The sequence below is a fragment of the Pedobacter sp. UC225_65 genome, from assembly GCF_042698365.1.
GTDB lineage: Bacteria > Bacteroidota > Bacteroidia > Sphingobacteriales > Sphingobacteriaceae > Pedobacter.
The window spans coordinates 697,927-723,781 of record NZ_CP170550.1; the positions used below are offsets into that span (position 1 = coordinate 697,927).

The 25,855-nt window shown below is 41.5% G+C and carries 26 protein-coding genes; 14 read left to right on the plus strand and 12 right to left on the minus strand.

Annotated features, from left to right (window positions below):
• Nucleotides 1-14: 14 nt before the first annotated feature.
• From ACFJIZ_RS03645 to pxpB, 5 genes are read right to left on the minus strand one after another with little or no spacing between them, the layout of a single operon-like run.
• Nucleotides 15-1,058 (minus strand): NRAMP family divalent metal transporter, encoded by a 1,044-nt coding sequence (locus tag ACFJIZ_RS03645; protein WP_379090736.1) that lies wholly within the window; start codon nucleotides 1,056-1,058, stop codon nucleotides 15-17.
• A complete protein-coding gene (locus ACFJIZ_RS03650) occupies nucleotides 994-1,197 on the minus strand; it encodes a hypothetical protein (protein WP_379090737.1) in 204 nt (67 codons plus the stop codon). Before ACFJIZ_RS03650 ends, ACFJIZ_RS03645 begins: the two co-directional genes overlap by 65 nt.
• Complete coding sequence (gene pxpA / locus ACFJIZ_RS03655; protein WP_379090738.1) at nucleotides 1,198-1,956, minus strand: 5-oxoprolinase subunit PxpA; 759 nt, start codon at nucleotides 1,954-1,956, stop codon at nucleotides 1,198-1,200. It lies immediately after the preceding gene.
• Nucleotides 1,953-2,945 carry a biotin-dependent carboxyltransferase family protein gene (locus ACFJIZ_RS03660; RefSeq protein ID WP_379090739.1) on the minus strand — a complete coding sequence of 331 codons (993 nt, stop codon included), beginning with the start codon at nucleotides 2,943-2,945 and terminating at the stop codon, nucleotides 1,953-1,955. Before ACFJIZ_RS03660 ends, pxpA begins: the two co-directional genes overlap by 4 nt.
• Nucleotides 2,942-3,682, minus strand: a complete 741-nt coding sequence (pxpB, locus tag ACFJIZ_RS03665) for a 5-oxoprolinase subunit PxpB (RefSeq protein ID WP_379090740.1) — start codon at nucleotides 3,680-3,682, stop codon at nucleotides 2,942-2,944. Before pxpB ends, ACFJIZ_RS03660 begins: the two co-directional genes overlap by 4 nt.
• A gap of 114 nt (nucleotides 3,683-3,796) precedes the next feature.
• Between pxpB and ACFJIZ_RS03670 the strand changes: the two genes are divergently transcribed.
• Nucleotides 3,797-4,318 carry a GNAT family N-acetyltransferase gene (locus ACFJIZ_RS03670; protein WP_379090742.1) on the plus strand — a complete coding sequence of 174 codons (522 nt, stop codon included), beginning with the start codon at nucleotides 3,797-3,799 and terminating at the stop codon, nucleotides 4,316-4,318.
• Nucleotides 4,319-4,326: 8 nt separating this feature from the next.
• Here ACFJIZ_RS03670 and ACFJIZ_RS03675 read toward each other — a convergent pair whose 3' ends face one another.
• Nucleotides 4,327-4,665: a zinc ribbon domain-containing protein YjdM gene (locus ACFJIZ_RS03675; protein ID WP_379090743.1), complete on the minus strand. Its 339-nt coding sequence runs from the start codon at nucleotides 4,663-4,665 to the stop codon at nucleotides 4,327-4,329.
• A gap of 262 nt (nucleotides 4,666-4,927) precedes the next feature.
• On the opposite strand from ACFJIZ_RS03675, the gene ACFJIZ_RS03680 reads away from it, so the two are divergent.
• The 5 genes from ACFJIZ_RS03680 (at nucleotide 4,928) to ACFJIZ_RS03700 (ending at nucleotide 8,078) form a co-directional block, all read left to right on the plus strand.
• Nucleotides 4,928-5,776, plus strand: coding sequence for an NAD(P)-dependent oxidoreductase (locus ACFJIZ_RS03680; protein ID WP_379090745.1), 849 nt, complete (start codon nucleotides 4,928-4,930; stop codon nucleotides 5,774-5,776).
• 260 nt (nucleotides 5,777-6,036) lie between these two features.
• Nucleotides 6,037-6,474 (plus strand): DUF1801 domain-containing protein, encoded by a 438-nt coding sequence (locus ACFJIZ_RS03685; protein WP_379090747.1) that lies wholly within the window; start codon nucleotides 6,037-6,039, stop codon nucleotides 6,472-6,474.
• Nucleotides 6,475-6,591: 117 nt separating this feature from the next.
• Nucleotides 6,592-6,882 carry a DUF6958 family protein gene (locus ACFJIZ_RS03690; RefSeq protein WP_379090749.1) on the plus strand — a complete coding sequence of 97 codons (291 nt, stop codon included), beginning with the start codon at nucleotides 6,592-6,594 and terminating at the stop codon, nucleotides 6,880-6,882.
• Between the two features lie 4 nt (nucleotides 6,883-6,886).
• Nucleotides 6,887-7,699 carry a DNA glycosylase AlkZ-like family protein gene (locus tag ACFJIZ_RS03695; protein WP_379090750.1) on the plus strand — a complete coding sequence of 271 codons (813 nt, stop codon included), beginning with the start codon at nucleotides 6,887-6,889 and terminating at the stop codon, nucleotides 7,697-7,699.
• On the plus strand, nucleotides 7,674-8,078 hold the full coding sequence (locus tag ACFJIZ_RS03700; RefSeq protein WP_379090751.1) for a DNA glycosylase AlkZ-like family protein: 405 nt from the start codon (nucleotides 7,674-7,676) through the stop codon (nucleotides 8,076-8,078). The genes ACFJIZ_RS03695 and ACFJIZ_RS03700 overlap by 26 nt, the downstream gene beginning before the upstream one ends.
• A 156-nt stretch (nucleotides 8,079-8,234) precedes the next feature.
• On the opposite strand, the gene ACFJIZ_RS03705 is transcribed toward ACFJIZ_RS03700, so the two are convergent.
• The 5 genes from ACFJIZ_RS03705 to ACFJIZ_RS03725 form a co-directional block, all read right to left on the minus strand.
• Complete coding sequence (locus ACFJIZ_RS03705) at nucleotides 8,235-9,890, minus strand: hypothetical protein (protein WP_379090753.1); 1,656 nt, start codon at nucleotides 9,888-9,890, stop codon at nucleotides 8,235-8,237.
• 11 nt (nucleotides 9,891-9,901) lie between these two features.
• Nucleotides 9,902-10,576, minus strand: a complete 675-nt coding sequence (locus tag ACFJIZ_RS03710; RefSeq protein WP_379090754.1) for a hypothetical protein — start codon at nucleotides 10,574-10,576, stop codon at nucleotides 9,902-9,904.
• A 186-nt stretch (nucleotides 10,577-10,762) separates the two neighbouring features.
• The gene (locus tag ACFJIZ_RS03715) at nucleotides 10,763-11,401 is read right to left on the minus strand and encodes a response regulator (RefSeq protein WP_379090756.1); all 639 of its coding nucleotides are present in this window, start codon (nucleotides 11,399-11,401) and stop codon (nucleotides 10,763-10,765) included.
• A 121-nt stretch (nucleotides 11,402-11,522) separates the two neighbouring features.
• Nucleotides 11,523-13,358 carry an ATP-binding protein gene (locus ACFJIZ_RS03720; protein ID WP_379090757.1) on the minus strand — a complete coding sequence of 612 codons (1,836 nt, stop codon included), beginning with the start codon at nucleotides 13,356-13,358 and terminating at the stop codon, nucleotides 11,523-11,525.
• A 185-nt stretch (nucleotides 13,359-13,543) separates the two neighbouring features.
• The gene (locus ACFJIZ_RS03725; RefSeq protein WP_379090760.1) at nucleotides 13,544-14,359 is read right to left on the minus strand and encodes a carboxypeptidase-like regulatory domain-containing protein; all 816 of its coding nucleotides are present in this window, start codon (nucleotides 14,357-14,359) and stop codon (nucleotides 13,544-13,546) included.
• Between the two features lie 253 nt (nucleotides 14,360-14,612).
• Here ACFJIZ_RS03725 and ACFJIZ_RS03730 point away from each other — a divergent pair, with 253 nt between their 5' ends.
• The gene (locus ACFJIZ_RS03730) at nucleotides 14,613-15,692 is read left to right on the plus strand and encodes a gliding motility-associated C-terminal domain-containing protein (protein ID WP_379090764.1); all 1,080 of its coding nucleotides are present in this window, start codon (nucleotides 14,613-14,615) and stop codon (nucleotides 15,690-15,692) included.
• A 55-nt stretch (nucleotides 15,693-15,747) separates the two neighbouring features.
• Here ACFJIZ_RS03730 and ACFJIZ_RS03735 read toward each other — a convergent pair whose 3' ends face one another.
• Nucleotides 15,748-16,584 (minus strand): hypothetical protein, encoded by an 837-nt coding sequence (locus tag ACFJIZ_RS03735; protein ID WP_379090768.1) that lies wholly within the window; start codon nucleotides 16,582-16,584, stop codon nucleotides 15,748-15,750.
• Between the two features lie 253 nt (nucleotides 16,585-16,837).
• On the opposite strand from ACFJIZ_RS03735, the gene ACFJIZ_RS03740 reads away from it, so the two are divergent.
• The 7 genes from ACFJIZ_RS03740 (at nucleotide 16,838) to ACFJIZ_RS03770 (ending at nucleotide 25,748) form a co-directional block, all read left to right on the plus strand.
• The gene (locus tag ACFJIZ_RS03740; RefSeq protein WP_379090770.1) at nucleotides 16,838-19,078 is read left to right on the plus strand and encodes a SusC/RagA family TonB-linked outer membrane protein; all 2,241 of its coding nucleotides are present in this window, start codon (nucleotides 16,838-16,840) and stop codon (nucleotides 19,076-19,078) included.
• A gap of 18 nt (nucleotides 19,079-19,096) precedes the next feature.
• Nucleotides 19,097-19,510 (plus strand): hypothetical protein, encoded by a 414-nt coding sequence (locus ACFJIZ_RS03745; RefSeq protein ID WP_379090773.1) that lies wholly within the window; start codon nucleotides 19,097-19,099, stop codon nucleotides 19,508-19,510.
• Nucleotides 19,434-20,036, plus strand: a complete 603-nt coding sequence (locus tag ACFJIZ_RS03750) for a hypothetical protein (protein ID WP_379090775.1) — start codon at nucleotides 19,434-19,436, stop codon at nucleotides 20,034-20,036. The genes ACFJIZ_RS03745 and ACFJIZ_RS03750 overlap by 77 nt, the downstream gene beginning before the upstream one ends.
• 18 nt (nucleotides 20,037-20,054) lie before the next feature.
• On the plus strand, nucleotides 20,055-21,428 hold the full coding sequence (locus ACFJIZ_RS03755; protein WP_379090777.1) for a SusD/RagB family nutrient-binding outer membrane lipoprotein: 1,374 nt from the start codon (nucleotides 20,055-20,057) through the stop codon (nucleotides 21,426-21,428).
• 173 nt (nucleotides 21,429-21,601) lie between these two features.
• Nucleotides 21,602-23,713 carry a phosphocholine-specific phospholipase C gene (locus tag ACFJIZ_RS03760; RefSeq protein ID WP_379090780.1) on the plus strand — a complete coding sequence of 704 codons (2,112 nt, stop codon included), beginning with the start codon at nucleotides 21,602-21,604 and terminating at the stop codon, nucleotides 23,711-23,713.
• An 8-nt stretch (nucleotides 23,714-23,721) separates the two neighbouring features.
• Complete coding sequence (locus ACFJIZ_RS03765; RefSeq protein ID WP_379090784.1) at nucleotides 23,722-24,108, plus strand: phospholipase domain-containing protein; 387 nt, start codon at nucleotides 23,722-23,724, stop codon at nucleotides 24,106-24,108.
• Nucleotides 24,109-24,308: 200 nt separating this feature from the next.
• Nucleotides 24,309-25,748: an MATE family efflux transporter gene (locus tag ACFJIZ_RS03770; RefSeq protein ID WP_379090788.1), complete on the plus strand. Its 1,440-nt coding sequence runs from the start codon at nucleotides 24,309-24,311 to the stop codon at nucleotides 25,746-25,748.
• Nucleotides 25,749-25,855: the final 107 nt, after the last annotated feature.

The window sequence follows — 25,855 nt, forward strand, 5'->3', positions numbered from 1 at the left end:
TCATCTTCATTGAATTAATTCGTAAACATTTGTATAATGGTTCCATAGCCCATCCAGATCATCGTAACTACCACGCCTATTCCCGTTAAGGTAAGCCATAAAGGTTGTTTATAGCTTGATATGATGTTTGAACGGTAGGCGGCAACCAACATCATGCCCAATGCCAAGGGGAGGATCAAACCATTGATGGCACCTACGGCCAATAAAATTTGCACCGGCTTGCCGATCGCAATAAATATGGCACAGGAGATGAGGATAAATAGGATGGTAATTATCCTTGTGTGCTTAAGGATATTGGCGTGGAAGCTTTTGATAAAGGAGATAGACGTATAGGCTGAACCTACAACTGAAGAAATTCCGGCCGCCCAAATCACCAAACCAAATACCTTATAGCCAAATTGCCCGCTTGCCAATTGAAAAACAGAGGCAGCTGGGTTGTCGGGGTTTAAGCTATGGCCCTTACTCACTACACCTAGCGCAGCGATAAAGAGCAGCAGTCGCATTACAGAGGCGAGGCCAATGGCACTGAGTGCGCCTTTGTTTACGGCGGGAAGATTAGCAATCCCAGTCTGTCTGGCATCTAGCAAACGATGTGCGCCAGAAAAGGTGATGTAACCACCAACAGTACCCCCAACAATTGTTAACACTGCACTAAAACTAAATTGTGTGGGGTTTACCGACCTCACCACGGCTTCCATGATAGGAGGGTCGCTCACGTAGGCGATAAATAATGCCAGCCCTATTTTTAACAGCCCCATCGTTTTGGCAAATGCATCCATGGCCTTGCCAGCTTCTCTGTATACAAAAATGCCGATTGCGATGATTGCACTGATCATAGCACCTTGGGCAACACTTATCCCAAAAAGCACGTTTAGCCCTAGTCCGGCACCCGCAATGTTCCCTATATTGAAGGCTAAGCCACCTAGAAAAACCAAAAATGAAAGGAAGTACCCTGCGCCTGGAAAAACCTTGTTGGCGATATCTTGTGCTGGTTTATCGGCCACCGCAATTATTCTCCAGATATTGAGCTGTGCAACGGCATCGAGTATGATGGACAAGACGTACCACAAAGGCAAAACTCGCACCCAACTGCTCGGTAAAAACTGCGGTCTGGGTTAAAAACCCTGGTCCAATGGCCGATGATGCCATTAAAAAAGCAGCACCAATGAGTACACTCCAATTGTACTTTTTCTTCATTTAGGGTAAGTTTAAGGTTATACCATCGGCTGTTAAAGATTCAAAAATCATTTTGGCAAATGCAATGGCATGTGGCCCATCACCATGGATACAGACAGTTTGTGCCTGAATATTGATTTTTTTACGGTCTAATGTGACTACCTGCTGTTCCCTTACCATAGCGAGCACCTTGGCAAGTGCAAGTTTACTATCAGTAATCAGTGCGTTCTCTTGATTGCGTGGAGTGAGTGTGCCATCATTTTGATAAGTACGGTCTGCAAATACTTCAGCGGCGGATCTAAGGCCAATCTGACGCGCAGCATCTATCATTTTACTTCCAGATAGGCCATATAAAATTAAGGTAGGGTCAAAATCGAATACCGCTTGGGCAATTGCTTCTGCCAATTGGCTATCTTTTGCTGCCATATTATAGAGCGCCCCGTGGGGCTTAACATGGTGCAATTTCGTTCCTGCAGCTTTTACAAATCCGCTTAAAGCCCCAATTTGATAAAGAACAATGTCGTATACCTCTTTTGCAGGTAGGTTCATTTCCTTGCGTCCAAAATTCTGCAGATCGGGGAAACTAGGATGGGCACCAATTTTTACCTGTTTTGCTACTGCAATCTTTACCGTTTCGGCCATGGTTGTAGCATCTCCAGCATGAAATCCACAGGCAATGTTAACCGATGAAACATAGTCCATGAGCTGCGCATCGTTTGGCATTGGAATGCCGGCAACCGATTCCCCTAAGTCACAGTTGAGGTCGATACTTTTTATCATTGCTTATAAAGTTGATGTACTATGGTTGCCTGTAATTGCCTCAAATAATTCTCCTGTTCAAGATAAAGCTTTTCAGCAACTTCCTGACTAATTTCCTTAAAAAATACCTGTTGGTTTGGCCTAAGTTGAGCACACTGCGGTAAATCGATAGCAGCAACCTGCGCTATTCGTGGGTAGCCACCAGTAGTTTGGCCATCGGCCATCAAGATGATGAGCTCTCCCGAGCCAGTTACCTGGATGGTGCCCATGGTAACTGCGGTTGACAGCATTTCTTTTTGCTGTAGCCTGTTCATTATTGGCCCGTCAAAACGCAAGCCCATACGATCGGATTGATTGCTTAAAGCAAAGGGCAAACTTAAAAAATAAAGGATGGAAGTAGAATCGAACCAAGTGAATTCATGTGCTGGCACAACCCTGATGTGCTTGCTAAGTGCAAATTTAGGGAATACAATTCCCCATGATGGAAAGTTCAGTTGATCCCCACTCAATTTTTCCAAGATCGTTTTTGATGGGGCGCTCAGCTTTGGGCAATGCGCTAACATATCACCCTTTTTGAGCAATCTTCCCTGATATCCACCAAAGCCGCCCGGTAGGTAGGTACTTTTGCTGCCTAATATGGCTGGCACCTGCCATCCGCCTGCTATGGCAAGATAACTTCGTACGCCAACTTCACTAGCTTTTAAGCTCACTACAGTACCTGCCAAAATAAAAACGGGTCTGCGGGGAGGTATGTCTTTTCCATTTACTTCCAAAACAGCGCCATATCCAGCATGGGCGATTAAGATATCAGTTTCGGCCCTGAAACTTGCATGGGCATAGGTAAATTCGATAACAGCCGAATCTCGGTCATTACCCACAGCACTATTGGCCAGTGCCGCCGATAGTTGGTCCATTGTGCCCGAAGTGGGTACGCCCTCTTTCCTGCCCATTGACCTGCCTTGATCTTGTATGCTGGTTAATGCACCAGGCTTAATGATGGTAATTTTCATGGAAAAGTAGACGCTAAATGATGAAACTCTTCCATTGCTATGGGTTTAAAGACCACTTTGTTTCCGGGTTGCAAGAGTGAAGGTTGGTCTTTTTCAATATTGAACATGGTTATTGGCGTCCGACCTATAAGCTGCCATCCGCCCGGGCTAGTTAGGGGATAGATGCCCGTTTGTTCTCCGCCAATCCCAACCGAGCCAACGGGTACGCTGAGACGGGGACTGGGTTTTCTGGGGGTCGCTAATTGCTTGTTCATGCCGCCTAGGTAAGCAAAGCCGGGTAAAAAGCCGATCATGTAAACAGCATAAATAGCTTCAGTGTGCATGGCTATCACTTGTTCAGTAGAGCACTTAGCATGCCTGGCAACTTCCTCCAAGTCAAGTCCAAAGCTCCGGTGGTAACAAACTGGGATTTCGATGAGTTTGGCATCGTCATTTGTGCGATGTGGTACCGTCTGGTAAAGGGTATGGATGTAATTTGAAAGCTTTTCCAGACATGTTTTTCCCTCAAGTTCGGAAGATAATAACCGAAAAGGTTCATAAAAAACCGTCAGGGTGGTATAGGCCATTAAGGTGGTCTCTAAGCCAATAAATGGGCGTTCGTAAATGAGACGGTTTAACTGGGTAAGTTTATCGAAAGTTGTCTTGCAAATTGAATCTCCAAACTGTATGGTAATGGCCCTTTCACTCAAAAAGTAGAGTTCGAAATCAGGTTCAGCTGCTGTTAGGTTTGCTGTCATTAGCTTAATTCAAATAGTTAGCACAATATAGGAAATATAGCTTGCACACTACCTTGTTTGATATGATATACATCCAATTCCTTTGCTTATTTTTGCACATTAATTTAGTATAGAATGATAACAACCGCAAGCGAGCAAGATGCAAAGGAATTAAATGTACTCATCAATGCTGCCTATCGTGGCGAGGAATCCAAAAAAGGATGGACCACCGAGGCGGAAATTCTGGGAGGGCTACGAATCGATGAAATGACCTTGAAAGGAATGCTAGCTCAGGGAGAGGGAACGATTGTCAAATATACAGGCAGCGGTGAAGAGATTTTGGGTACGGTCTATTTGGAGATAAAGATGCCCGCACTATACCTGGGCATGTTTGCGGTTTCCCCGCTTTCTCAAAGTAAAGGGATAGGTAAGGCGCTATTGTCTTTTGCCGAGGACTTTGCCTTGGCTCATGGTTGCGATAGGATTACTTTGACCGTGATTAGTATAAGGGAAGAATTGATCGATTGGTATAAGCGCCATGGTTATGTGCCAACTGGTCATTCCATTGCCTTTGAAGATATTGAAGGACGTTTTGGAGACCCAAAAGTGGATGCTATCGAGCTGATCGAGATGCAAAAAAGTATGGCAATCAGCTGAAAAATGTATTAGGCCTTCTTTACAAATTCTGATTTCAGGGCCATTGCGCCGAAACCATCAATTTTGCAATCAATGTTGTGGTCGCTGTCTACCAAGCGGATATTTTTAACTTTGGTGCCTGCTTTGATGCTGTGCGAAGCGCCTTTTACGGGCAGGTTTTTGATGGTTATTACCGAGTCACCATCTTGGAGTATGTTGCCATTAGCGTCCTTTACCACAAAGCCTTGTTCTGTTGTGTTTTCCTCTTCGGCATTCCATTCGTGTCCACATTCAGGGCATACCAATAAGGAATCCATTTCGTAGGTATAAACTGATTTACAAAGAGGGCAAGGAGAAAGTTCTGACATGAGCTAGGTTTTAAGTGTACAAAGATAAAAATTTCTATGCATTTTGAGGCTTTTTTGCGTTTAATCGCTAATAAGCCTGATCATTCGGCTATACTTAAATTTGATGCCGATGGCAAGTGTTTTTCTGAACATGCAAATACTTAAAACTAGATCAGGAACTGTTTGGAACTAAATTAAGGTCTTGTCAGGTCATTTTAAATCTATTTCTTAGCTGTAGAACAATGGTTCATTCACTATCTTTATCACATAAATAGAACAGGTTATGAAAGCATTTTTGGGAACAGGCCTTTTAGGGGCAAATTTTGTTAAAGCGATGCTCAGAAGGGGGGATCAGGTGCAGGTATGGAACAGAACCGCATCAAAGGCTCAGGCACTTGAAACAGCTGGTGCAAAAGCATTTGAAAATATAATTGATGCAGTAAAAGGGGCCGATGTGATCCATCTGACCTTAAAAGACGATGCTACGGTAGACCAAGTGCTAGAAGCAGCTTCTGCTGGCTTTTCAACCGGTGTAACCATTATTGATCATACGACTACTTCTGCCGAGGGCGCTGTTGAAAGAACGGCCACTTGGAAGACTAAGGGTTTTACCTATCTGCATGCACCAGTATTTATGGGGCCGCCCAATGCGCTGGAAGCTAGTGGCAATATGTTGGTGTCTGGTAATCAGGAAGTGATTGCAAGAGTGGAGACCGAACTGTCAAAAATGACGGGAAAGCTGATCAACTTTGGCCCAGAAGAGGGAAAGGCAGCAGGTATAAAACTGATTGGTAACCTCTTTTTGATATCGATGACGGCTGGCCTTTCTGATGCACTTGCCCTAGCAAAAGCTCTAGACATTGATTCGGCGGATATTTCTGCGCTATTCAGCACTTGGAATCCGGGGGCAGGAGCACCTGCAAGGCTAGATAAGCTAAGAACTGGGGATTTTAGTAAACCCTCGTGGGAACTGGACATGGCACGCAAAGATGCGGGGCTAATGATGAGCGCTGCAAAAGCAAGTGGAGTGAAACTGACCGTTCTTCCTGCTGTGGCTGCAGAAATGGATAACTGGATTGCAAAAGGTCATGGTTCGGATGATTGGAGTATAATTGCGAAGGATAACGTCTAGCCTAGTAGGTTATAATGAAGATACTTAATTTTTTTTCGTTAGAATGAAACATATTGTCAATTGTTGCGTTTAATATTTCGAGAGCGTTAATTTAGATGAGCGGGAGTGGCCTTTGGTTACTCCCGCTTTCTTTTTGTCTGAAGTGAAACTTTGGCTCTATCCTAAAAAAATCTTTTGTTGCTCCATTTTAATCCATTGCTGTTTTCGTTATCTTAGCCTTAGAAGGAGAATAACTGAAATTTATTCAAAAAGTATTAACTATGGCAACTCAGAATAAGACGACCGAAACTGAAGTCAGTGTAGCTGATTTTCTGGCAAACGTGGACGATGAACAAAAAAGGGCAGACAGTTTTCGATTGGTAGGGCTGATGAGTGAATGGTCGGGATTTGAAGCCAAGATGTGGGGCCCTACAATTATTGGTTTTGGAAAATATACTTATCAATATGCCAGCGGTCATGGCGGCACCGCACCAATGATAGGCTTTTCGCCTCGCAAACCTGCATTCTCCTTGTATGTCTATTCGCCAACTGATAAGAGTAGGCCATTGTTGGACGAGCTTGGAAAGTATAAGATCAGCAAGGCTTGTATCTATGTGAAAAAACTTGCTGATGTCAATATAGATGTGCTTAAGAAAATGTGCCTAGAATCTATTGCTTATCTCCATGAACACCATGAATGTGCCTGTAGGGAAAAATAGTATTTTATAGACTCTAGCTTTTTGATAGTTGGTTTTTGGAGCTTAGCACTGTTGACAATTACCTAAAGCCAGTGCCACATATAAATGTTATTTTTACTTTTCATTTATCCTAATCACATGAAAACCGCTGTTATCCAAACGCTACATCCCGACCCATCAAAGACCAATAAAAAGATTGCACTAGTTAAATATGAGCAGATCAAGACTGCATTATTATCGATTTTAGCCAATGGACAGCTAACGCATACTGATCTAATGGAAGCCCTCTATCAAAATGTTAAAGATACTTTTGAAGGTGGTGTACAATGGTATGGAGAGACGGTAAAACTTGATCTGGAAGCAAGGAAAATGATTGAAAGGACGAGTGATAAACCTCAGCAATACAGGCTGGTTCAAAAAACGACATAGGCTAATGGATCTTCTTACAATTTCTAAAGCCCAAGCCAGAAGTATTATCCTAGCTGCGGCAGGTCTTGCCAAGCCCGCCCAGTTCGGTATGGGGATTGAGGCTGTATATCAACTGATCAACCATTTGGGTTTTGTACAGCTAGATACCAATTATGTGGTAGAACGTGCACATCACCATGTGATGTTTGTAAGGGTTCCGGATTATGAGGTTGGCTGGCTAGCTGAACTCTGTGAAGATGGAAGGGTATTTGAATATTTTACTTCAGATGCGGGTTATTTGCCCATGCGGGATTTTCGTTTTTCACTTCCCATAAAGGAAGCTTTTAAGGTACAGGGCAAAGCACCTGAAAGACCAATGGTTAACCTAATGCAACAGATTTTAGACCAAGTAGAGCGCGATGGTGCAGTAATGGTTGGAGATTTTGAGAATGATAGGATAGAAGCCAGTACAGGATGGTGGGACTGGAGACCCGCCAAGGTTGCACTGGAAAAACTTTACTTGGAAGGAAAGCTGATGATCAGTCGAGACAGTAAGTTCCATAAACGTTATGATGTACCCCTTAATTTGGTGCCACAAGAAACTGATCTGACCATACCTACGGCTGAAGAATTTGCCAGATTTATGGTAAGGAGGACTTTGAAGGCGTTGGGTATCTGCTCAGTGAAGGAAATGGCTTGGCGTGCAAGAAGGGTAAAGGGAAATCTGGTGAAGTCTGAACTGGAAAAGATGGTAGAAGAAGGTGAAGTGAAACGGATCAATGTAGAAGGAGTGAAAAGTCAGCTGTATCTACTTGCAGAATCAGCGTCTAGATGTTGAGCTATCGGGTGATGTTTTTATTCTTTCTCCTTTTGATGTACTGAATGTTTTCCGTCACAGGTTAAGAGATTTCTTTGGGTTTGATTACCAGATCGAATGTTTTGTGCCTGCGCCTAAGCGGTTATATGGTTATTTTTCGCTTCCTATATTGGCTGGAGAAACGTTTATTGCCAGGATGGATGCAAAGGCCGACCGTAAGCATAAGGTGTTGATAGTACACAATATCCATTTTGAAGATGTGGAACTTAGCGAGGAGGTGATTGAAAAGTTTAGTACTGCACTAAAGGCATTTGTGGCATTTAACAAGTGCCACGATATTAGGTTCGATAAATCTAACCATCCGGTTTATATGAAAATTATCGCTAAGGATTTTTCTTGATAAGCGCAATTTACCCTACTGTGAAGATTTAAAATAAAGCATTTAAATAGACAGGCACAGTTGGTTTTTTCGAAGAATGATAAATGGCAAAAGCCGGGCAAACCTTACATTTAAATAGGGTTTGCCCGGCTTTTAATAAGACCTTGGATTTATATCCTAGTTACAATCTTTGCTTACCTGCCCTACAATTTTTAAGGTATTGCTCTCCTTATCATAAATAACATTTCCAGAAAAATCAGGTATTGTAGGCAATGGACTATCTAGTTTGCTTGCGGTGAATTTGGTAGTATAGCTTTTTCCATCTATAGCCACTACAATGTTATAAGTTACTCCATTTACAACAGTACCGCTACCTTTGCCATTTACCAATGTATATACCATAGCTTGATCTGAAGAAGCACCCTGAGGCGTAACAGTAATCATGGCATTTACACCTGTACGCAACTCCTTGTTCTTGCATTTGAATTGCAGATCCATATCCACCTTGATCGTACCATCAGGTGCAGGAGGATAGTTGAAAGTGACAGTCTGATCACATGGATTAGAATAGGTTGCGCTGGTTAAGGTTCCATAGCTTGATGGTGAGCTAAGAAGAAGGAAAGGTGATACCGTTACAGTAGCACTAGAATTCCCAAATACAGACAATGAAATAGTTTTGGTTTTTTCTCCTTTTTCTAAAACAACGGATTTGTCTAAGAAATTACCGTTAACCGTGAAAGTTTGATTAACATCTGCAGTAGGCCTATTCACAGTAACCTGCATATTACATATTGCCCTTTTAATTAACATAGTAGGTATAGGTTCCACAAAGGCAGGAGACCATAATGATAAGTGTGTGATCTGCATTCGGGCTACCAATTTACCAGCTGTATTTTTTACAAATTTGGCATTACCCTCACTTTTCCATTGCCCAGTGGCTTGGTTCAAGCTCCACATCGGAATGGTTTCATTCTCTTGAATGGGTTGATTGGTGTTGAGGTTGATCATGTTGCTATTCACTTCTATGTCAACATTCACTGGTTTGGTAAAGCCTTTAACTTCTTTTGTTCCTGCAAACATATCTATCGTTACTACTCCAGCTGGATAAAAAAACAAGTCTTCAGTGATGGGTTGGCCATTTGCGCCAATTACGTTTTTGACAATATTGCCACCTGTTGGTACAGGTGATTTTCCGTTGACTGCTGTACCTGTATACACAATACGCGCTTCTAACTGGGCACCACTTAACGGTTGGCCAGCTTCATCTAAAAAGCCTGTTCCAGAAGGAATAGTGATTTCTGCTTTTTGGGCTAAGTCTGCATTGGTAACTGTAGTAAAGTTAAGTTCGCTATTGGCAGTTCCATTACTGATTGCTTTTGTAGCAAGCACTGTTCCATTACCAATTGCCGGATTGGCATATTCTACCATGGCTATCTTGTATAACCTCGGGTCGGTAGCACTGGTAATCTCCACATGCTGAAAGGTAGGGGCAAAACCTGCTACAGTTGCAGTAATGGTAAACCTTACTGGATTATTTGGTGTAGGGTTGGCAGTTCGGTCTAACATCAGGTTTAAAAGACCAGCACTTGCCTTAAATATTTTTCCACCCGAAGGGGTACGTACCAGATCTGCATTCGGTCCTTTAATTTCTACACTAAAATCTTTAGGGCCTTCGCTACCATTTTTCTCATTTACAAACTGAAAGAGCATAGGCGATTTAAAGATATCGGTGTTTACCGTAATCTTGATATCTTCTGCAGGGTTTTTACAGCCACCCAAGAGGGTGGTGACAAGAACTAATGCAATAGCTGTTTTTTTGAATAGGAATTTCATTGGGCGTATGGTTAGAATTTAAAATTAAAGTTCAATTGCGCTACTGGGATAAAGCGATAGGATTTCATGTTGTTTTGGATAATTGCTGCATTGGAATCGTTATTGGTGAGCAATTTGGTTCCTATTGCGGTAACCTTTGGTCCAGAAAGATAGTAGGCACCTAAATCAACATTGACATTGAATTTCTTTTTTGGAATGCCTCTGCCTATACCTAAACCTAAATAGGGTGCTACCTTGCCCCAATCCATTTGAAATTCCAACGAGCCAATTTCTTCTGGCGTCAACGTAATCCCTTCAAAAGAGTAGCTATCCCTTGGTTCGAAATAAACGGCTACCTGTGCATTAGACAGATAGGCTGCACCAGCTATTACCCGAAAGAATTTTTGGGGCATGAGCTCTACTAGTGCATGTACGGTACCAATTTTTCCAGAGAACCTATTCTTGGAATTAAATGCGGCAATGTTGATTTTGTCATTAATCCCTGCCTGTCCATAACTACCACCAAACCGAAGGGCAACATTTTTGTTCAGCACATACCTGAAATTGGCCCCAAAGCCTTGGCTACCGGCTAGAATTTGTACAGACATCTGTCTGTTTTTAGTTTTAATGCTATCGGCAACCTGTGCAAAAGCGGTAGTAGCCTGCAGTACCATTAGCAAAAGAATGAAATTGATTGTTTTTTTCATGTGTATGAAACAGTTGGTTTATTAATTGCAAAAAAGAAATAAATACAGCTGGTGGGCAATAGCGAATTCTAGCTATTTTAATAGGATCAATTGCGAAAGATCAGCATTTTCGGCAATTGTAAAATTGCTACAAGAAAAGAGGTAGCATTCTTTAGCTGGCGATGATTGGTGTTGTGCGAATAGGTTTTAGAAAGGATTGACCAAGCGTTGTTGTATGGCCAAACGAACAGCTTCTGTAGCGCTGTTTACATGTAGTTTTTCGTATATCTTTTTGATGTGGTTGCAGACCGTAAAATAAGAAATGTTGCTCTTATCGGCTATCATTTTATAGCTATGGCCATCAACAAGTAACTTGAGGATGCTTTTTTCGCGTTCGCTCAAGCTATAATCTGCTGAGCTAGGTTCATCTCTAAAAAACTGTAGTACCTTAATGGCAACAGTACTGGTCATAGGTGCTCCACCTTCCAGTGCTTCGCGAAGTTGTGCCAGGAGTTTTTCAGGAGGGGTTGTTTTTAAGATATAACCATTTGCCCCAGCTTTTATGGCCTCAAAGATATTCTGGTTGTCGTCTAAAACGGTTTGTATGATGATGGGTAGGTGAGGGAAATGTGCTTTGATTTCTCGGGTTCCGCTTATGCCATTCGCTTTAGGCATATCCATGTCCATCAATACCATATCTGGGTTGGTCAGTTTGATCTGTTTGGCTGCGTGAAGTGCATTCTCAAAGGTGGCCACACATTCCATATCATGGCACATGTTCAAGAGCATAGAAAGACTGTCTCTTCTGGTTGGATCGTCATCAAATATGATAATTCTTTTCTTCACTCTGTTTTGTGCTTTTCTGCCATTTAGGGCTACTGTGGGCAATTGGCCTTTGCTTTGGTTACTTGTTGAACGAGCAAATTTAGTATTATTAAAAGGGCTTGCAATAGCTAATGTTGGCTATTCAATTGAGAGCGAAGCTAAGTGTAAGGGTCGTTCCGTTTGTTGGGTTGCTTACAATTTTCAGAGTTCCATTGATTTCATTGGCCCTGCGTTGCATATTCTGTAATCCATTTCCTGTGTGTTGTTTTCCGATTTCAAATCCCATACCATTATCGGCAATTTCCATCCTAAATTGGTTGTTGCTACTGGTCAATGTTACCTTTATTTGTTTACAGGCACTGTATTTTACCGCATTGTTAATGGCTTCCTTGTATATCAGGTAAAGGTTTCTCCGTGCAGACATCTCTACAGCAATTTTTGTGACCGACTCGTCAAAATCAAATACAAAAGCTATCCCGGCATGTTCTGTCATATCGGCACCAAAGGCACGCATACGCGCCACCATCTGTGCCATCATATCCATGTGGGGATTGACGCTCCAAATGATATCACTTACACTCTCTTGTACATTTTGGGCACTCTGTTTGATTTTTTCCAAAATGAGCTGTTGCGCCTGTGCCTGTGGTTGCATCAGTAAGGAGTGGGTGTATAACGATATACTGCTAAGGGTGCTACCAATATCATCGTGCATATCTGCACTAAGCTGCTGCCGAAGAGCCAATAAACGGTTCAGTTCCTCAATGTGTTTTTTGTTTTTCTCCAAGCGGCTTCTGTATCTCATTACTATCAAAGTTCCTATGGCAGTGAGTATAAAGATGATGGATACTGCCCATAGGCGAATTTGGGAAATCTTTCTGTAGTTTTCGAGCTTGCTTTTTTCTTCAGCCAGTTTTTCCATGTCCGTACGTTGCTGTACCCGCATTACCAGTAGGTTATTGAAGATCGAGTCGTTGCGTTTGATGGCGGCAATAGAAGAGTCTCGGTAAGCCAGTGCAAGTTGGGGCTTGCCTTGAAGCTGGTAATACCTGCTACGGATAGGGAAAAACCGTTCGAGCCTTTCTGGCTGTTTACTCTGGGCAATATAAGTTCTTGCCATGCCAAGCAGGCTGTCTGCAGCCTTCCATTTTTTTTCAGACAGGTAGATGTCGGCCAATGGGATTGCTGCGCCAACTGCCAGACCTTTGTCGTCTATACGAAGTGCTCCTTTTAGATCAATAGCAAGTAGTGGTTTGGCCTGTTGGAATTTTTGCTGGCGATAATAGCTATAGCCTATGTTACCTAAAGATATGCTGCGATAGATATCTGGTTTTTTCTTTTCAACAGCCTCACCTACGGCTTTTTTTAAATAATAGACAGCTGAATCTGGTTGTGACAGTTCTCCATAGCACAAACCTATTGTATTGTAAAAATCCCATTTGTCGTTGGCATAGTTAACGCCTCTTTTGGCAAGTTCAACAGCCTTTTTATAGTTTTTGAACTTGTAGTAGGCCGATGCAATCTCGCTACAGTAGTTTGCATAATCAGTGATCACTACTGGGCCGTAGCGTTCAAGTAGCTTTTCCAGTTGAAGATAGGCATCGAAAGCTTTTTCGTAGTTGATGTCTCCAATGAAATAATGATAGCCCAATATCTGATAGGCTCTTGCCTTTATATTAGGAAATGCATTGTATTTTGTATCAATCTCATTTCTGAATTTTTCTACCGATGGTGAATCTGGTTTCATCCGTGCCCAAGATTTGAGCACTTCAGCAAATGCCTGTAACTCTTTATCGTTGGTTTGATGAAATTGTTTGAGGAGCTTGTCTTCTATATCTTTCCTTTGCTCGCGATTGAAACGGTAAACATTACGTAGAGAATCTAAGGTTTTGCCTTTTTGAATAGGGTCTTTGGGTACCTGTGCAGTTGCGGTAACGTAAGTGAGGATGCAAAAAAGAACGGAAGTAAGAATGCTTTTCAAAGGATAAAACTAAAATACGAATATAGGAAACCGGATTAAGATTTGCTAAGGAAACCTGTATTTGGCCAGTTCGATATGGGTAATTTGATATGATGGTAAAGATTAATCAAATTGATGCCCAAATAAAAAAGGCCATCCATAATGGACGACCTTTTAAATCAAATATCTTTTAAATGGTGGACTTGTTATTGCTCGGCTGTAACATAGATGCTGCAACCACCTACCGAATTTTTTCGCCAGATGCCTTGACTGTTGCTCCGCAAGAAACTATCGGCCGCTCCCAATTTCGCAGCAAAGGAGATGGCACTTTGTTCGCTTGGTAGGTATTCGAAAGCAACTACAAAATCCTGGTCAAGATAGATGTCTTCGTCCTGTAGGTCTATGGTGAACCAACCTTTTTGGAGATTTGCCTTTTTAATGATTGTTTTTTCTACCAATCGTTTTCCAGGCATCCCGTTTTCAACAGCGTAAAAGTTGAGGCGTATGTTTACGGCTTTCATTGATTCGGAGAGGACAAAGATATTGGCATTGATCAGTTTTGAGGGCTTTTTCAAATGAATGAGCCTAGCTTGTTCGATGATGTCGGTCTTTTGATAGCTTCGCGAAGGAATGGAAAGCATAGGTGTACGACCTGTAATGCCAAGTTTGTACTGTTTGCGTTTAATGTTACTGATTTTGACTTCTGCTAATGTTGTTACCTTTTCATTTAAGGTTACCGTTAGGTTCTTATTGGCCATAAGTTGAGCAATCAAGAAGCTTTTTTCATTGAAACCAACGCTGGAAAAGGTAAGTGAATCCCTCAAAAGAGAATCTGGGATAGAAATGCTGAATTTTCCATCAATGGTACTTACGGTTCCAGTTTTGCTGTTTTTGATTCCAATGTTCACATAAGAGATTTCTTTGCCATCGCTGTCTTTGACCAGACCAGATAAGATGGATTGTGCATGTGCAAAGACAAATAGGAATTGGAGGGTTGCAATCAACAAAAGACTTCTTTTCATGCCTCTAAAATAGGGGATTTGTGAAAAAAGTTATCGCTGCAAGCTCGCATTTAACACTATTTAACTTTACCCTGTTTCGTTAAGCCACATGCTCAATTAATTATTAAAATAATTTGTTAACTAATAAAATAGTTATATCTTTATTAAGTAAGCGAAAAGAAAACCAAATAATGTAGTGATAGCAGGCAATGGATTGATAGGGAAAAACTTATTGTAATGACAGAAAAAATTAAACCATTATATTAAAACGAAAATGAAGATATTGAACAAAAAAAGAACCACCACCTGGGATAGGCTAGGGTGGCTATGCATACTACCATTGGGTGGTGCTATGTTATGTACTTCGGCCATGGCATCTACTAAAAATGGTGTTGAGAAAAGAACAACAGTTGTTAATATAGATTTTCAGGATCCCCAACAGGCACCACCGCCACAAGTAAGTACAGTAGTGACGAAAAGAGATGGGGCAGAAACCAAAATACGCCCTACCAAGAAACCGTTGATGAAAAGTTTCTTTCCTGTGCTGTCTACCGAACGTCAATATGGCAAGACCCACAATGTAGAAAAAAGATACATTTTAGTAAATGGAAAAAAAGTAACAGACCTGAGCACTTTCTATGGCGTAACCAATGCACAAAACATTGTACACCTCAATGCTGAAGCAGCTACAAGAAAATATGGAAAAGAGGCTGCATTTGGAGCGGTAGAAATTAAGGGTAAAAATATCAATTGGTTAAACGAGCCACTGGTAGCAAAAACGGATCAAGTGAAGTTTCCGCCGCCGATAGTTAAATCTGGTACTCCAACCAATTTCTACCCTAGGAATGCCTATAAACACAATGGAGAAAAATACATGCCTGTAGAGGTTGATAAAAGGTACATTGTAATCAATGGTGAAGCAGTGAAGGATAATGCTACACTTTATGGTGTGTCCAATGCAGAAAGTATAAGCATTTTGAGTAAGGAGCAGGCGATCAAGATCTATGGCAAAGAAATAGGTAAAAATGGTGCTGTAGAGATCAAAGGTACAGACCTCAAGTATCTTCCTGGAATCCCGGCTCCTCCATTTTATGGAAAACTTAACCTAGATAGAACCAAAGGAGAATTATTGAGGATTCCGGATTCTGAAGCTGAGCTAAAGACTTTAACCGTTTATAACAGTAAAAATGCCATTGTTTATAACAATATCGATTATCAAGACGATTGGAAAGCTGAGTTTGGTAACTACAAGGAGTTTGCTGCAAAAAAATTACCTGCGGGTATCTATACTTACTTTATGAAGATAGATGGCAAGCCTTTGGAAAATAAAAGGGGGCAGATTACGGTCAATTAGACAAAAGAAATGATGGAATGCTTTAAGGTGGTCAAGTTGTGTTTTTTCTGGATAGTTATTTGGCTATAATCAAACCCAACAAGGCTATGCTATAGGTTGTAGTGCCATCTTTACTAGATGCTAACAATTGCCAGCCTTTGTCGGGCGTAGACCTATAGCTGCTTACTTCTGTATTGCCTTTGTTTATAGCGCCAAGCGATTGACGTATATGTCTGTTTTTCTTGTTTTCGTTTACAGCACTTTTTATCCATCTCATTCCAAATAGATAATTGCCAGGTTCGAGCGAGATGTTAAAAGGTTCTAAGGCATAACTATTCCATAAAAACCCATATTGTTCTATCCTTATAGGAGAAATAATAGGGATGTTGGTATATTTTCCATCAATTTCTTTGAAAATGACAAACTCGAAAGGAACATTGACCTGACTTGTGGGGTAGTTGGGAATATAGAATAAAAATGATTTTAACGTAGCAGTTTTAGAGATTGTAACACTATTCACAATGGACGAATTAAAATCTGGAATGCCATGTATCACTCCATTTCCCCATTTCCCGAAATAACCCATGATTTTCTCTTTAGGTGGGCTGACAATGACTGCTGTAAGTAAAATAGAAGCGGGAAGCAATAGGATGGTGGTATCTCTTTTTGGAGTTGGAAAGGTTTGCGTGATATAACCCAAATAGGAAATCGTAATTTCGCCAGTTTTCAATGTATTGGTAAATATTCCTTGATTATCAGTAGTTCCAATAGCCTTTCCATTCAAAAAGATATTCGAATTGGGTAAGGATTTTAAATCTGGATGACTAATTACATGAATTGATTGTGCAAAAGATGTAGCATAAAACACAAGAGATAAGCAGACCAGCTGTAATATTGGCTTAATGTAGCCCATTAGATGAATTTTTTTTAAATATAATTACTTAATTGCTGTTTTGTTCGAGTTAAACAAAACAATTTAATCTAAAATTTTGATAAATCTTTGTAGAGAGCGAAGAGAAAAGTGTAAATCTTTCACTTATCGGCCATGTGGTATGGGTTTTAACAATTTGATAACTTTTGGACGGCTTTTCTTATGATTACTTAATTTGAATTTGGTTTTAAGTTCATTTCGGCAGGCTAAAATTGCATACCGAAAACGAAATTATATGAAGTTCAGAAAAGCGCTCAGTGGCCTCATGCTACTGTTTATCCCATTTATGGGAACCGTAAACGCATTTGCGGTTACGAAGGGTCAGACTCCAGTTTTAAGAACTGGTGAAGAACTGTCCATTGCAGGTACAATCAAGGATGTAGGAGGGCAACCGCTGCCTGGGGTTAGTATCATGGTTAAAGGCACTAGAAAAGGAGTGTCTTCAAATGGCGATGGAAAGTTTACGCTTAAAGTACAACCTACCGACATTTTGGTATTCTCATTGGTTGGATACCGACCACAAGAAATTACTGTTGGATCTAAAACCCAAATAGAGGTAACCTTAGAGATACAGGAATCTGTATTAGGTGAAGTGGTAGTTACCGCTATCGGGATCAAACAACAAAAAAGGAAGCTGGGTTATGCTACCCAAGAAGTAAATACAGAGGTATTGGATAAATCAAAGACCATGAACCTTGGCAACGCCTTGAGCGGTCAGGTGGCAGGTTTAAGTGTAAACAACCCAACAGGTATATTCCAGAGCCCACAGATCACATTGAGGGGAAAAACACCATTGTTGGTGATCGATGGTATTCCGGTAGAAAGTAACCTTTACGATGTTTCTTCAACAGATATCGAGAACATCAACGTATTAAAGGGCGTAACCGCTTCTGCACTTTATGGTTCAAGAGGTAAAAACGGTGCGATCATTCTTACCACCAAAAGAGCTAAGGCTGATGGTCTGGAAGTTAATGCGGGTGCCAATACCATGGTTACTGCAGGTTTTACGGTCTTCCCAAAAACACAGACCGAGTATGGCAATGGATCTGAGGGTAAATATGAGTTCTGGGATGGAGCCGATGGTGGTATCTCAGATGGGGATATAATCTGGGGCCCGAAATTCGGAACTGGCATAAAGGTAAGACAATGGAACAGTCCGATCAGGGATAAACAAACCGGTACGATTATCCCATGGTGGGGAGATGTAAGTGGAACCATCTATAACGATAAATCAAGATATGAAAGGGTGCCTACCGACTGGGTGCGTCATGACAACCTAAACGATTTTCTGGGTACTGGAATAGTAACAGACAACCATATGTCTATGGCCTATAAAAGTGAAAAAGCACAACTTTACTTCTCAGGAAAATATGCTTATCAAAGAGGACAGGTGCCAAATACTTCCCTATCAACAGGAGGGCTTAACTTTAGTGGAAACTATAACCTGACCAAAAATCTGGTAGCAGAAGCCAGTCTTTCTTACAACAAAGTCTATTCTCCAAATTTCCCACGTTATGGTTATGGGCCTAAAAATCACATGTATACCATCTTGATCTGGATGGGAGATGATGTGAATGGAAAAGAACTCAAAGAACACATGTATGTTCCAGGTGCAATAGGTTACAGACAAGCAAACTATAACTATGCTTGGTACAACAATCCTTATTTTGCAGCTTATGAGCTTAATCAGGTACACGATAAAAACACCATTGATGGTTTGATGCGCTTGGCATGGACGGTAAGTCCTGGATTGACCTTACAAGCAAGGGCAAACCTAAGAAATACAAGTTTGTTTGAAGATATGCAGAGCCCGAAATCGTACATGAACTATGGCGATTCGAGAAATGGCGATTATAAGGACTGGAACTCTAACCAGACCAATTTCGATGCTGATTTTCTTGCTACCTATACCAAGGAATTGAGCAGTAAGATAGCGTTGACCATCAATGCTGGAGCATCTAAGTTTGCCCGAAACTATAGACAGCAATATCAAAGTACAGATGGTATCATCGTACCTTTTATCTATAGTTTAAATAATACCCAAGGGCCTGTTCAGGCTAGCAACTATTTAGAAAAGAAAGAGATTCAAGGGGTGTATGGTTCAGCGAACATCGACCTTTTCAATGCGGTATACCTTAACGTAACGGCACGTAACGACTGGTCTTCTACACTGCCTTCTGTTTCCAACTCTTATTTCTATCCTTCTGCATCGATCAGTACCATTTTATCGCAGTACCTAAAGATGCCAAAGGCGGTTGATTTTATGAAGTTGAATGCTTCATGGGCGCAAGTATCTAACGATTTGGCCCCTTATAGTATCCAATCTGTGTATACCAAAGATGTAACTTATGGCAGTACACCATCTGTAGGTTACGGAAGTGGTTTGGTAAACCCATTGATCAATCCCGAAAAATCAACTTCTTATGAACTGGGCTTTTCTTCTGCCTTTTTCAAGAACAGGTTAAGTTTAGACTGACCTATTACAATATCATTGATGAGAACCAGATTGATTGATCTGAACGTTTCGCAGGCATCTGGTTTTACTACCCGTAAGGTAAATGGTAATAAATACCAGACCAATGGTTACGAGGTGGTATTGGGTATTAAACCTGTTATTGGTCGTAATTTTAACTGGGATCTGAACCTGAACTGGTCGTCGTCTATCCGTAAACTGAAAGAAATCTACAATGGCAATGCCAAATTTGGCAACTTGGTTGTGGGTGATAGGGCAGACAGCTATTACAGTACGGTTTGGGAGAAAAATGCCAATGGCGAACTTATCCTTGATGCCAACAGTGGCCTGCCGATCAGAGACCCATTTCAGCGAAAAGTTGGAAACCTTGATACCTACCTGGAGATTTGGTTTCCAGAACAGGTTCAAAATCAAAGATTTTGTAATCAATGTTGATATCGATGGTGCATGGGGTGGTTTGATGAACTCGACTACCATAGAGAAAATGTGGTGGGGAGGAAAACACCCTGCCTCTACGGAATACAGAGATGCAGAATATGCAGCAGGTAAACCTGTTTACGTTCCAACTGGCGTAGTGGTTACTGGTGGTAGCCTTACCCGCGACATTAATGGAAACGTAGTTACCGATACCCGTACCTATGCGCCAAACACCAAGGCGGTAAGCTGGCAGACCTGGAGCCAACAGTATCCTTATAGAGCTAGGGTAACCGAGGCAGAAAACGAAAAGTTTGCCAATACCTTCGACCGCTCTTTTGTAAAGTTACGTAGGGTTTCTATAGGGTACGATCTTACCAAGATCGTTAAGATGGGTAAAGTAAAAGCATTAGATTTCAGCTTGTATGGCTACAACTTGGCCATGTGGAAAAAAATGCCTTACCTAGATCCAGATTTTGGTACCGATTCTGATCTACGGGACCCTTCGTCAAGGTATTTGGGCTGTTCAATTAACCTTAAGTTTTAATCGTTTACAACAAAAGACATGAAAAAGATATTCAATATATGCTTAATGGTGGTCTGCCTATTTACCGTTTCTTGTAAAAAAGACCTCGAAGCACTCAATAAAGATCCCAATAGACCACAAGAAACGCACCCACAATTGCTATTGACCAAAATCGAGTGGACAGCTTTCCAAGAGTTTGGTGGAACAGGTCCATTATATGCCAATAAGATGTTGGTACAGAGTGATGGTGAAAACCTAGAGCAATACTACAAATGGAACAGGTCTAGTTTTGATCCTTTCAATAACCTGCGTATTGTGACCAAGATGGATCAAGAAGCGACCAAGCTAGACCTTAAGGCCTATACTGCACTGGCTAAGTTTTTTAGGGCCTACTATTTTTATAACCTTACACTTACTTTTGGAGATATTCCTTACAGTGAGGCTTTAAAAGGAGAGAGTGCAAATCCAATATTTACCCCAGCTTATGATACACAAAAAGCTGTTTTTAAAGGAATATTGACCGAACTGAACGAAGCCAATACCATTTTAAAAGGACAAAATACCATTATTGTAGGAGATATCATCTTCGGAGGTTCGGTACAAAACTGGCGCAAAGCGGTAAATGCACTGCGTTTAAAGATCTTGCTTACCCTATCTAAAAAGACTGGCGAAACTGACCTGGATATCGTTAACCAATTTGCTACCATCTACGCATCTGAGCCTTTATTTGCAAAGGATGAAAGTGCCAGACTTGTTTTCCTTAACCAGCAGAACAACAGGTATCCAGAGTTCAACTCGAGCAGTTTTGGTTCGGGCATGTACATGGACATGACTTTTGTAGAGCGCCTAAAGGAACGTGAAGACCCTCGTCTTTTCCTTTTCTGTACACAGACCAGGTTGGGTAAGGAAGCAGGTAAGCCTATTTCTGATTTCTCTTCTTATGAAGGTGGAGACCCTGCAGCACCTTACGCAGAAACCAACGTTAAAGCTGTTGCCGGAAGAGTATCAAAGGTACACGAACGTTATTATGCCGATCCGGTAAATGAGCCAAGGGTATTGATTGGTTATGCAGAACAGCAACTGATTTTGGCAGAGGCTGCAGTGAAGGGATGGATTACCGCCGATGCGAAAAATCTATATGAGAGTGGGGTAAAGGCCAATTTCAAATTTTATGAAAACAATGTGGCCAGCCTTTCTGCCTATGTAAATGAAACAGCGGCAACCAATTATTTAGGTAAACCACTCAATAATTTTGATCAGGCAATTGGTAATGAGCAGAAAATAGAACTGATGACCACTCAAAAATACCTACAAACCTATTTCCAAAATGGATGGTCAGCGTTTTTTACTAACCTACGTACCGGTTATCCTTCGTTCCGCAGACCAGCAGGAGTAAGTATCCCTTTCAGGTGATCTATCCGCAGGCAGAATACAACAACAATGCAACAAATGTGAACAAGGCCATTGCCAGTCAGTTTGGAGCCAATAATGACCAGATCAACCAAGCAACTTGGTGGGTTAAATAATATCAACAATCAAACGGGGCCATTTCAATTAAATGGCCCTTTTTTTATATTTAAAGTATAATGGATTCTAGAAGAGATTTTTTAAAAAAGACAAGTTTGTTTGCTGGGCTAACAACTGTGGCCAATGTGATCCCACCTTCGTTGTTAAAGGCCATGTCTATTGAACCAGCGCCTGGCAGTAGTTATAAAGATGCTGAACATGTGGTTTTCCTGATGCAAGAGAACCGTTCTTTCGACCATGCCTATGGCACTTTGAAAGGGGTACGGGGATTTAATGATCCTAGGGTACTGAAACAGGAAAATGGAAATCCCATCTGGTTCCAGACCAATAAACAAGGACAGACCTATGCACCTTTTAGGTTAGACATCAAAAATTCGAAGATCACTTGGATGGGCTCGCTTCCCCATTCTTGGACCGATATGGTAGCTGCGAGGAACAAGGGCAAGATGGATACTTGGTTAGAGGCCAAAAAAGCAGGTAAGGCCTATGAACATATGCCATTGACCATGGGTTATTTTGATCGAAAAGATATCCCTTTCTACTATGCATTGGCCGATGCCTTTACCATTTGTGACCAACATTTCTGTTCTACCCTTACAGGTACAAGTTCTAACCGGACCTCGTTCTGGTCTGGTGCGGTAAGAGAAGAACCACATCAGGAAACGTCTTTGCCACATGTTTTTAATGGTCAGATCGATTATAAGAATGTGGGTTGGAAAACCTATCCTGAGCGATTGGAAGAAGCGCAAGTCTCTTGGAAGGTGTACCAGAACGAACTGAGCCTTCCGGTGGGCTTTAAGGATGAGGAAGATGATTGGTTGGCCAATTTTACCGACAATAGCTTAGAGTTTTTTAAACAGTACCATGTTAGGTTTCACCCTGCACATGTGGCCTTTGTACGTAAACAGTTGGCAGACCTTCCTCAAGAGATGAATCATCTGGAAGCCAAATTGCCCAAAGATGAACAGGAACAAAAATCGCTTATGGCAAAAAAGGAAGCTTTGGCCAAAGCGCAGGAAGCCATCAAGACTTGGAACGAACAGGGTTTTGATGCCTTAAGTGAATTTCAGAAGAACATCCACAAAAAAGCTTTTGTAACCAATATCGCAGATCCTGATTACCATAAGATAGCATATATGGACTATGATGATGCAGGAGTAAAGAGACAGATGGTAGTACCCAAAGGTGATGTGCTTTACCAGTTCAGGGCCGATGTAGAAAACGGGAAGTTGCCCATGGTCTCTTGGTTGGTTGCACCATGTCGCTTCTCCGATCATCCTGGCTCACCATGGCATGGGGCATGGTATATTTCTGAAATATTGGATATCCTGACCAAGAACGAGGAATTATGGAAAAAAACGATTTTTGTATTGACCTATGATGAGAGTGATGGCTATTTCGACCATCAATCACCTTTTGTACCTCCTCACAGTAAAAGGCCTTATACCGGAAAAACTTCGGCAGGTATCAATACGGCAACAGAATTTGCTGGATTAGATCCAAAGGACCAACAAGAAGAGGGCAAAGACAGTCCTATTGGGCTTGGGTTTAGGGTGCCCATGGTAATTGCTTCGCCGTGGACCAAGGGTGGTTATGTAAATTCGCGAGTCTTTGACCATACTTCTTGTTTACAGTTTTTAGAACATTTTATAGCCACCAAAACAGGTAAGGTAGTAAAGGAAACCAATATCAGTGCTTGGAGAAGAGAAGTGTGCGGAGACCTGACTTCTGCATTTAGACCCGCCAATGAACAGGCCGTTAAGATTAAACCATTAGAAAGGAACAAGTTTATAGAGAGTATCTATGCTGCACGTTTTAAACCACTGCCTGGAAATTTCAATGCAATTAGCGAACAGCAGTTGGCACAAGCCAATAAAACGGGTAGGTTAAGAGAGCTACTTCCTAGTCAGGAGCCAGGTACAAAATTGGCCAATGCCTTACCTTACCAACATGAGGTTAACTTGGTACAATTGGCCAATGGCGAACTGGAAATGCATTTTGCTGCGGGAAAAACATTGTTTGGCAGTAGAAGTGTAGCGGGTGCTTTTCAGGTATATGCGCCAGGACCATTCAGATTGGATAAACTAGGGAAAAGCGAAGAGGTAAAGATGAACCAATGGAATTTCTGTGTAGTACCAGGAGGATCAGAATCAGCTACCAATGGCAGCTAGCAGATTTTATGGCTGATCATTACCTGTTAGCATGTTATGGTGCAAATGGTTTTTTCAGGTCTTTTAAGGGAGATAAACAAGCTTCAGGTCTGAACATCAAGGTGTCGCCAGAACTGTTGAACATTAAAATGGCTACAGGAAATGTGTTGGTCAATCTTTTTGCAAACCGCGACCTAAAAGTTGAGCTTAAGGACAATGCTTATGGCAATGTTACCAAAACCATCGTTCTTAAAAAAGGTAAAAATTCACAGCTAATTGTGCCTGCCAAACAAAGTGGTGGTTGGTATGATTTTACCATAACTATACAGGGTAATGCTACATTTGCCCATCAGTATGCCGGACGGATAGAAACGGGTAAGAACAGTATATCTGATCCGTTAATGGGACAAGTTTAAAAATAACTATCAACATCTACCCCAACAATATGGTTGGGGTAGATGTTAATGAAAGAGCCTTAGCTGTTTAGTTTTCTAAAAAAAACATCAGTTGGCACATAAAATAAAATCCCTTTCATCCAAACTCTTTTTGATGTAGATTGTACTATTATAAGCTGGCTCGTTTATACTGGCTTTTGCACTTATTATCATTTTCGGGAATGACCAGTACAACCATTGAAAATAGAAACCCTTTGTTAGAGGGGCCAATCCTCCAATCGCTTTTAAAACTTACCATACCTATTATTCTACTGCAGCTGCTACAGGCTGCCTATCAGCTGATTGACGCTTTTTGGGTAGGAAGATTAGGTGGAAATGCAGTTGCCGCAGTATCGGTAACTACTCCTTTTGTATTTCTTTCTATTGCCATTGGCGCAGGTCTTGCCATTGCAGGATCGGTGTTGATCGCACAATATGTAGGTGCCAGAAACCAGCAAATGGTAGACCATGTGGCTGGACAGACCTTGTTGTTGGTATTGTTGATTTCTATCTGTTTGGGTGCTGCCGGATTTGTATTTGCACCAGACCTGTTGCGTTTGATGAAGGTTTCGGCAGTGGTGTACGATGGCGCTTTGGGTTTTATGCGTTTTTCGTTCATTGGTTTGGTCTTCAATTTCCAGTTCATCATGTTTACCGCCTTTATGCGAGGCGTTGGAAATCCAACCGTCCCAATCTATATCATCGTAGGTAGTGTGGCGTTAAACTTTGTTCTTGATCCACTCTTCATTTTCGGCTGGGGTCCGGTACCGGCCTCGGGTGTGATGGGGGCGGCCATTGCCACCTTAAGCACACAAGCATTAGCGACAGTAATCAGCATTATCATCCTTTTCAGGGGTAAAAAGGGTATAGACTTAAAACTCATTGATTTTATTCCAGACTTTCCATATATCAAAAAAGCGTTCTTTTTAGGGCTACCTTCCTCAATTGAGCAATCGGTAAGGGGATTGGGGGTAACATTAATGACATTTTTGATTGCTACCCATGGCACACTTTCGTTGGCTTCTTATGGGGTGGGTTCTAATATTTTGCAGGTGGTGATGGTTATTGGTATGGGTTTCTCTCAGGCAATCTCTACTTTGGTGGCGCAGAACATTGGGGCTGGTAAGGTAACAAGGGCAGCCAGGATTGGAAGGTTAGGGGCAACTGTGTCTTTTTGGAGCTTGTCTGGAATTGGTATTATCGTATTCTTTTTTGCCAAGCAGGTGGTTTCCTTTTTTGTGCCAGAAGACCCAAATGTTATTGCCGGTGCTGCGATTTTCTTACGTACCATAGCCCTAACCTGGGGATGTTTGGGCATACAGTTGGCTTTTACAGGAGTACTGAAAGGTTCTGGAAATATGGTTACCTCCATGATCTTGGCACTGGTTTCGCAGTTTGTGTTCCAGTTTCCGCTGGCCTATGTGCTTTCTCATCATGGCGGTATGGGTGTAAATGGAATCTGGTGGGCTTTTCCGGTTTCTAATGTGCTGATGGCATTGATCGCTATGGGCATTTTTGCCAATGGCGACTGGAAGAAAAAAAGAATTATAGATGAAGTAGAGGAAGAAGAACTGATCAGACAGGTTGCTAAGGAAACCTTAGTTGAAGAAGGTATCAAGTAGCTTATCCGGTTTCCTACTTCAGTTAATGGAAAGATTAATAGGTAACCTATTTTGATTATCGTTAAAATCTGTTAATTAATTTCAGCCATATCCAGCAAAGTGTAACT

Bases quoted from the DNA above. Each gene is read 5' to 3' on its own strand.
- ACFJIZ_RS03690 (WP_379090749.1), top strand. From the start codon at position 6,592: ATGAAAACCGCTGTTATCCAAACGCTACATCCCGACCCATCAAAGACC.
- ACFJIZ_RS03660 (WP_379090739.1), bottom strand. From the start codon at position 2,945: ATGAAAATTACCATCATTAAGCCTGGTGCATTAACCAGCATACAAGAT.
- ACFJIZ_RS03685 (WP_379090747.1), top strand. From the start codon at position 6,037: ATGGCAACTCAGAATAAGACGACCGAAACTGAAGTCAGTGTAGCTGAT.
- pxpA (WP_379090738.1), bottom strand. From the start codon at position 1,956: ATGATAAAAAGTATCGACCTCAACTGTGACTTAGGGGAATCGGTTGCC.
- ACFJIZ_RS03680 (WP_379090745.1), top strand. From the start codon at position 4,928: ATGAAAGCATTTTTGGGAACAGGCCTTTTAGGGGCAAATTTTGTTAAA.
- ACFJIZ_RS03705 (WP_379090753.1), bottom strand. From the start codon at position 9,890: ATGAAATTCCTATTCAAAAAAACAGCTATTGCATTAGTTCTTGTCACC.
- ACFJIZ_RS03725 (WP_379090760.1), bottom strand. From the start codon at position 14,359: ATGAAAAGAAGTCTTTTGTTGATTGCAACCCTCCAATTCCTATTTGTC.
- ACFJIZ_RS03770 (WP_379090788.1), top strand. From the start codon at position 24,309: ATGACCAGTACAACCATTGAAAATAGAAACCCTTTGTTAGAGGGGCCA.
- ACFJIZ_RS03755 (WP_379090777.1), top strand. From the start codon at position 20,055: ATGAAAAAGATATTCAATATATGCTTAATGGTGGTCTGCCTATTTACC.
- ACFJIZ_RS03760 (WP_379090780.1), top strand. From the start codon at position 21,602: ATGGATTCTAGAAGAGATTTTTTAAAAAAGACAAGTTTGTTTGCTGGG.
- ACFJIZ_RS03650 (WP_379090737.1), bottom strand. From the start codon at position 1,197: ATGAAGAAAAAGTACAATTGGAGTGTACTCATTGGTGCTGCTTTTTTA.
- ACFJIZ_RS03765 (WP_379090784.1), top strand. From the start codon at position 23,722: ATGGCTGATCATTACCTGTTAGCATGTTATGGTGCAAATGGTTTTTTC.
- ACFJIZ_RS03740 (WP_379090770.1), top strand. From the start codon at position 16,838: ATGAAGTTCAGAAAAGCGCTCAGTGGCCTCATGCTACTGTTTATCCCA.
- ACFJIZ_RS03675 (WP_379090743.1), bottom strand. From the start codon at position 4,665: ATGTCAGAACTTTCTCCTTGCCCTCTTTGTAAATCAGTTTATACCTAC.
- ACFJIZ_RS03745 (WP_379090773.1), top strand. From the start codon at position 19,097: ATGAGAACCAGATTGATTGATCTGAACGTTTCGCAGGCATCTGGTTTT.
- ACFJIZ_RS03730 (WP_379090764.1), top strand. From the start codon at position 14,613: ATGAAGATATTGAACAAAAAAAGAACCACCACCTGGGATAGGCTAGGG.
- ACFJIZ_RS03670 (WP_379090742.1), top strand. From the start codon at position 3,797: ATGATAACAACCGCAAGCGAGCAAGATGCAAAGGAATTAAATGTACTC.
- ACFJIZ_RS03710 (WP_379090754.1), bottom strand. From the start codon at position 10,576: ATGAAAAAAACAATCAATTTCATTCTTTTGCTAATGGTACTGCAGGCT.
- ACFJIZ_RS03735 (WP_379090768.1), bottom strand. From the start codon at position 16,584: ATGGGCTACATTAAGCCAATATTACAGCTGGTCTGCTTATCTCTTGTG.
- ACFJIZ_RS03695 (WP_379090750.1), top strand. From the start codon at position 6,887: ATGGATCTTCTTACAATTTCTAAAGCCCAAGCCAGAAGTATTATCCTA.
- pxpB (WP_379090740.1), bottom strand. From the start codon at position 3,682: ATGACAGCAAACCTAACAGCAGCTGAACCTGATTTCGAACTCTACTTT.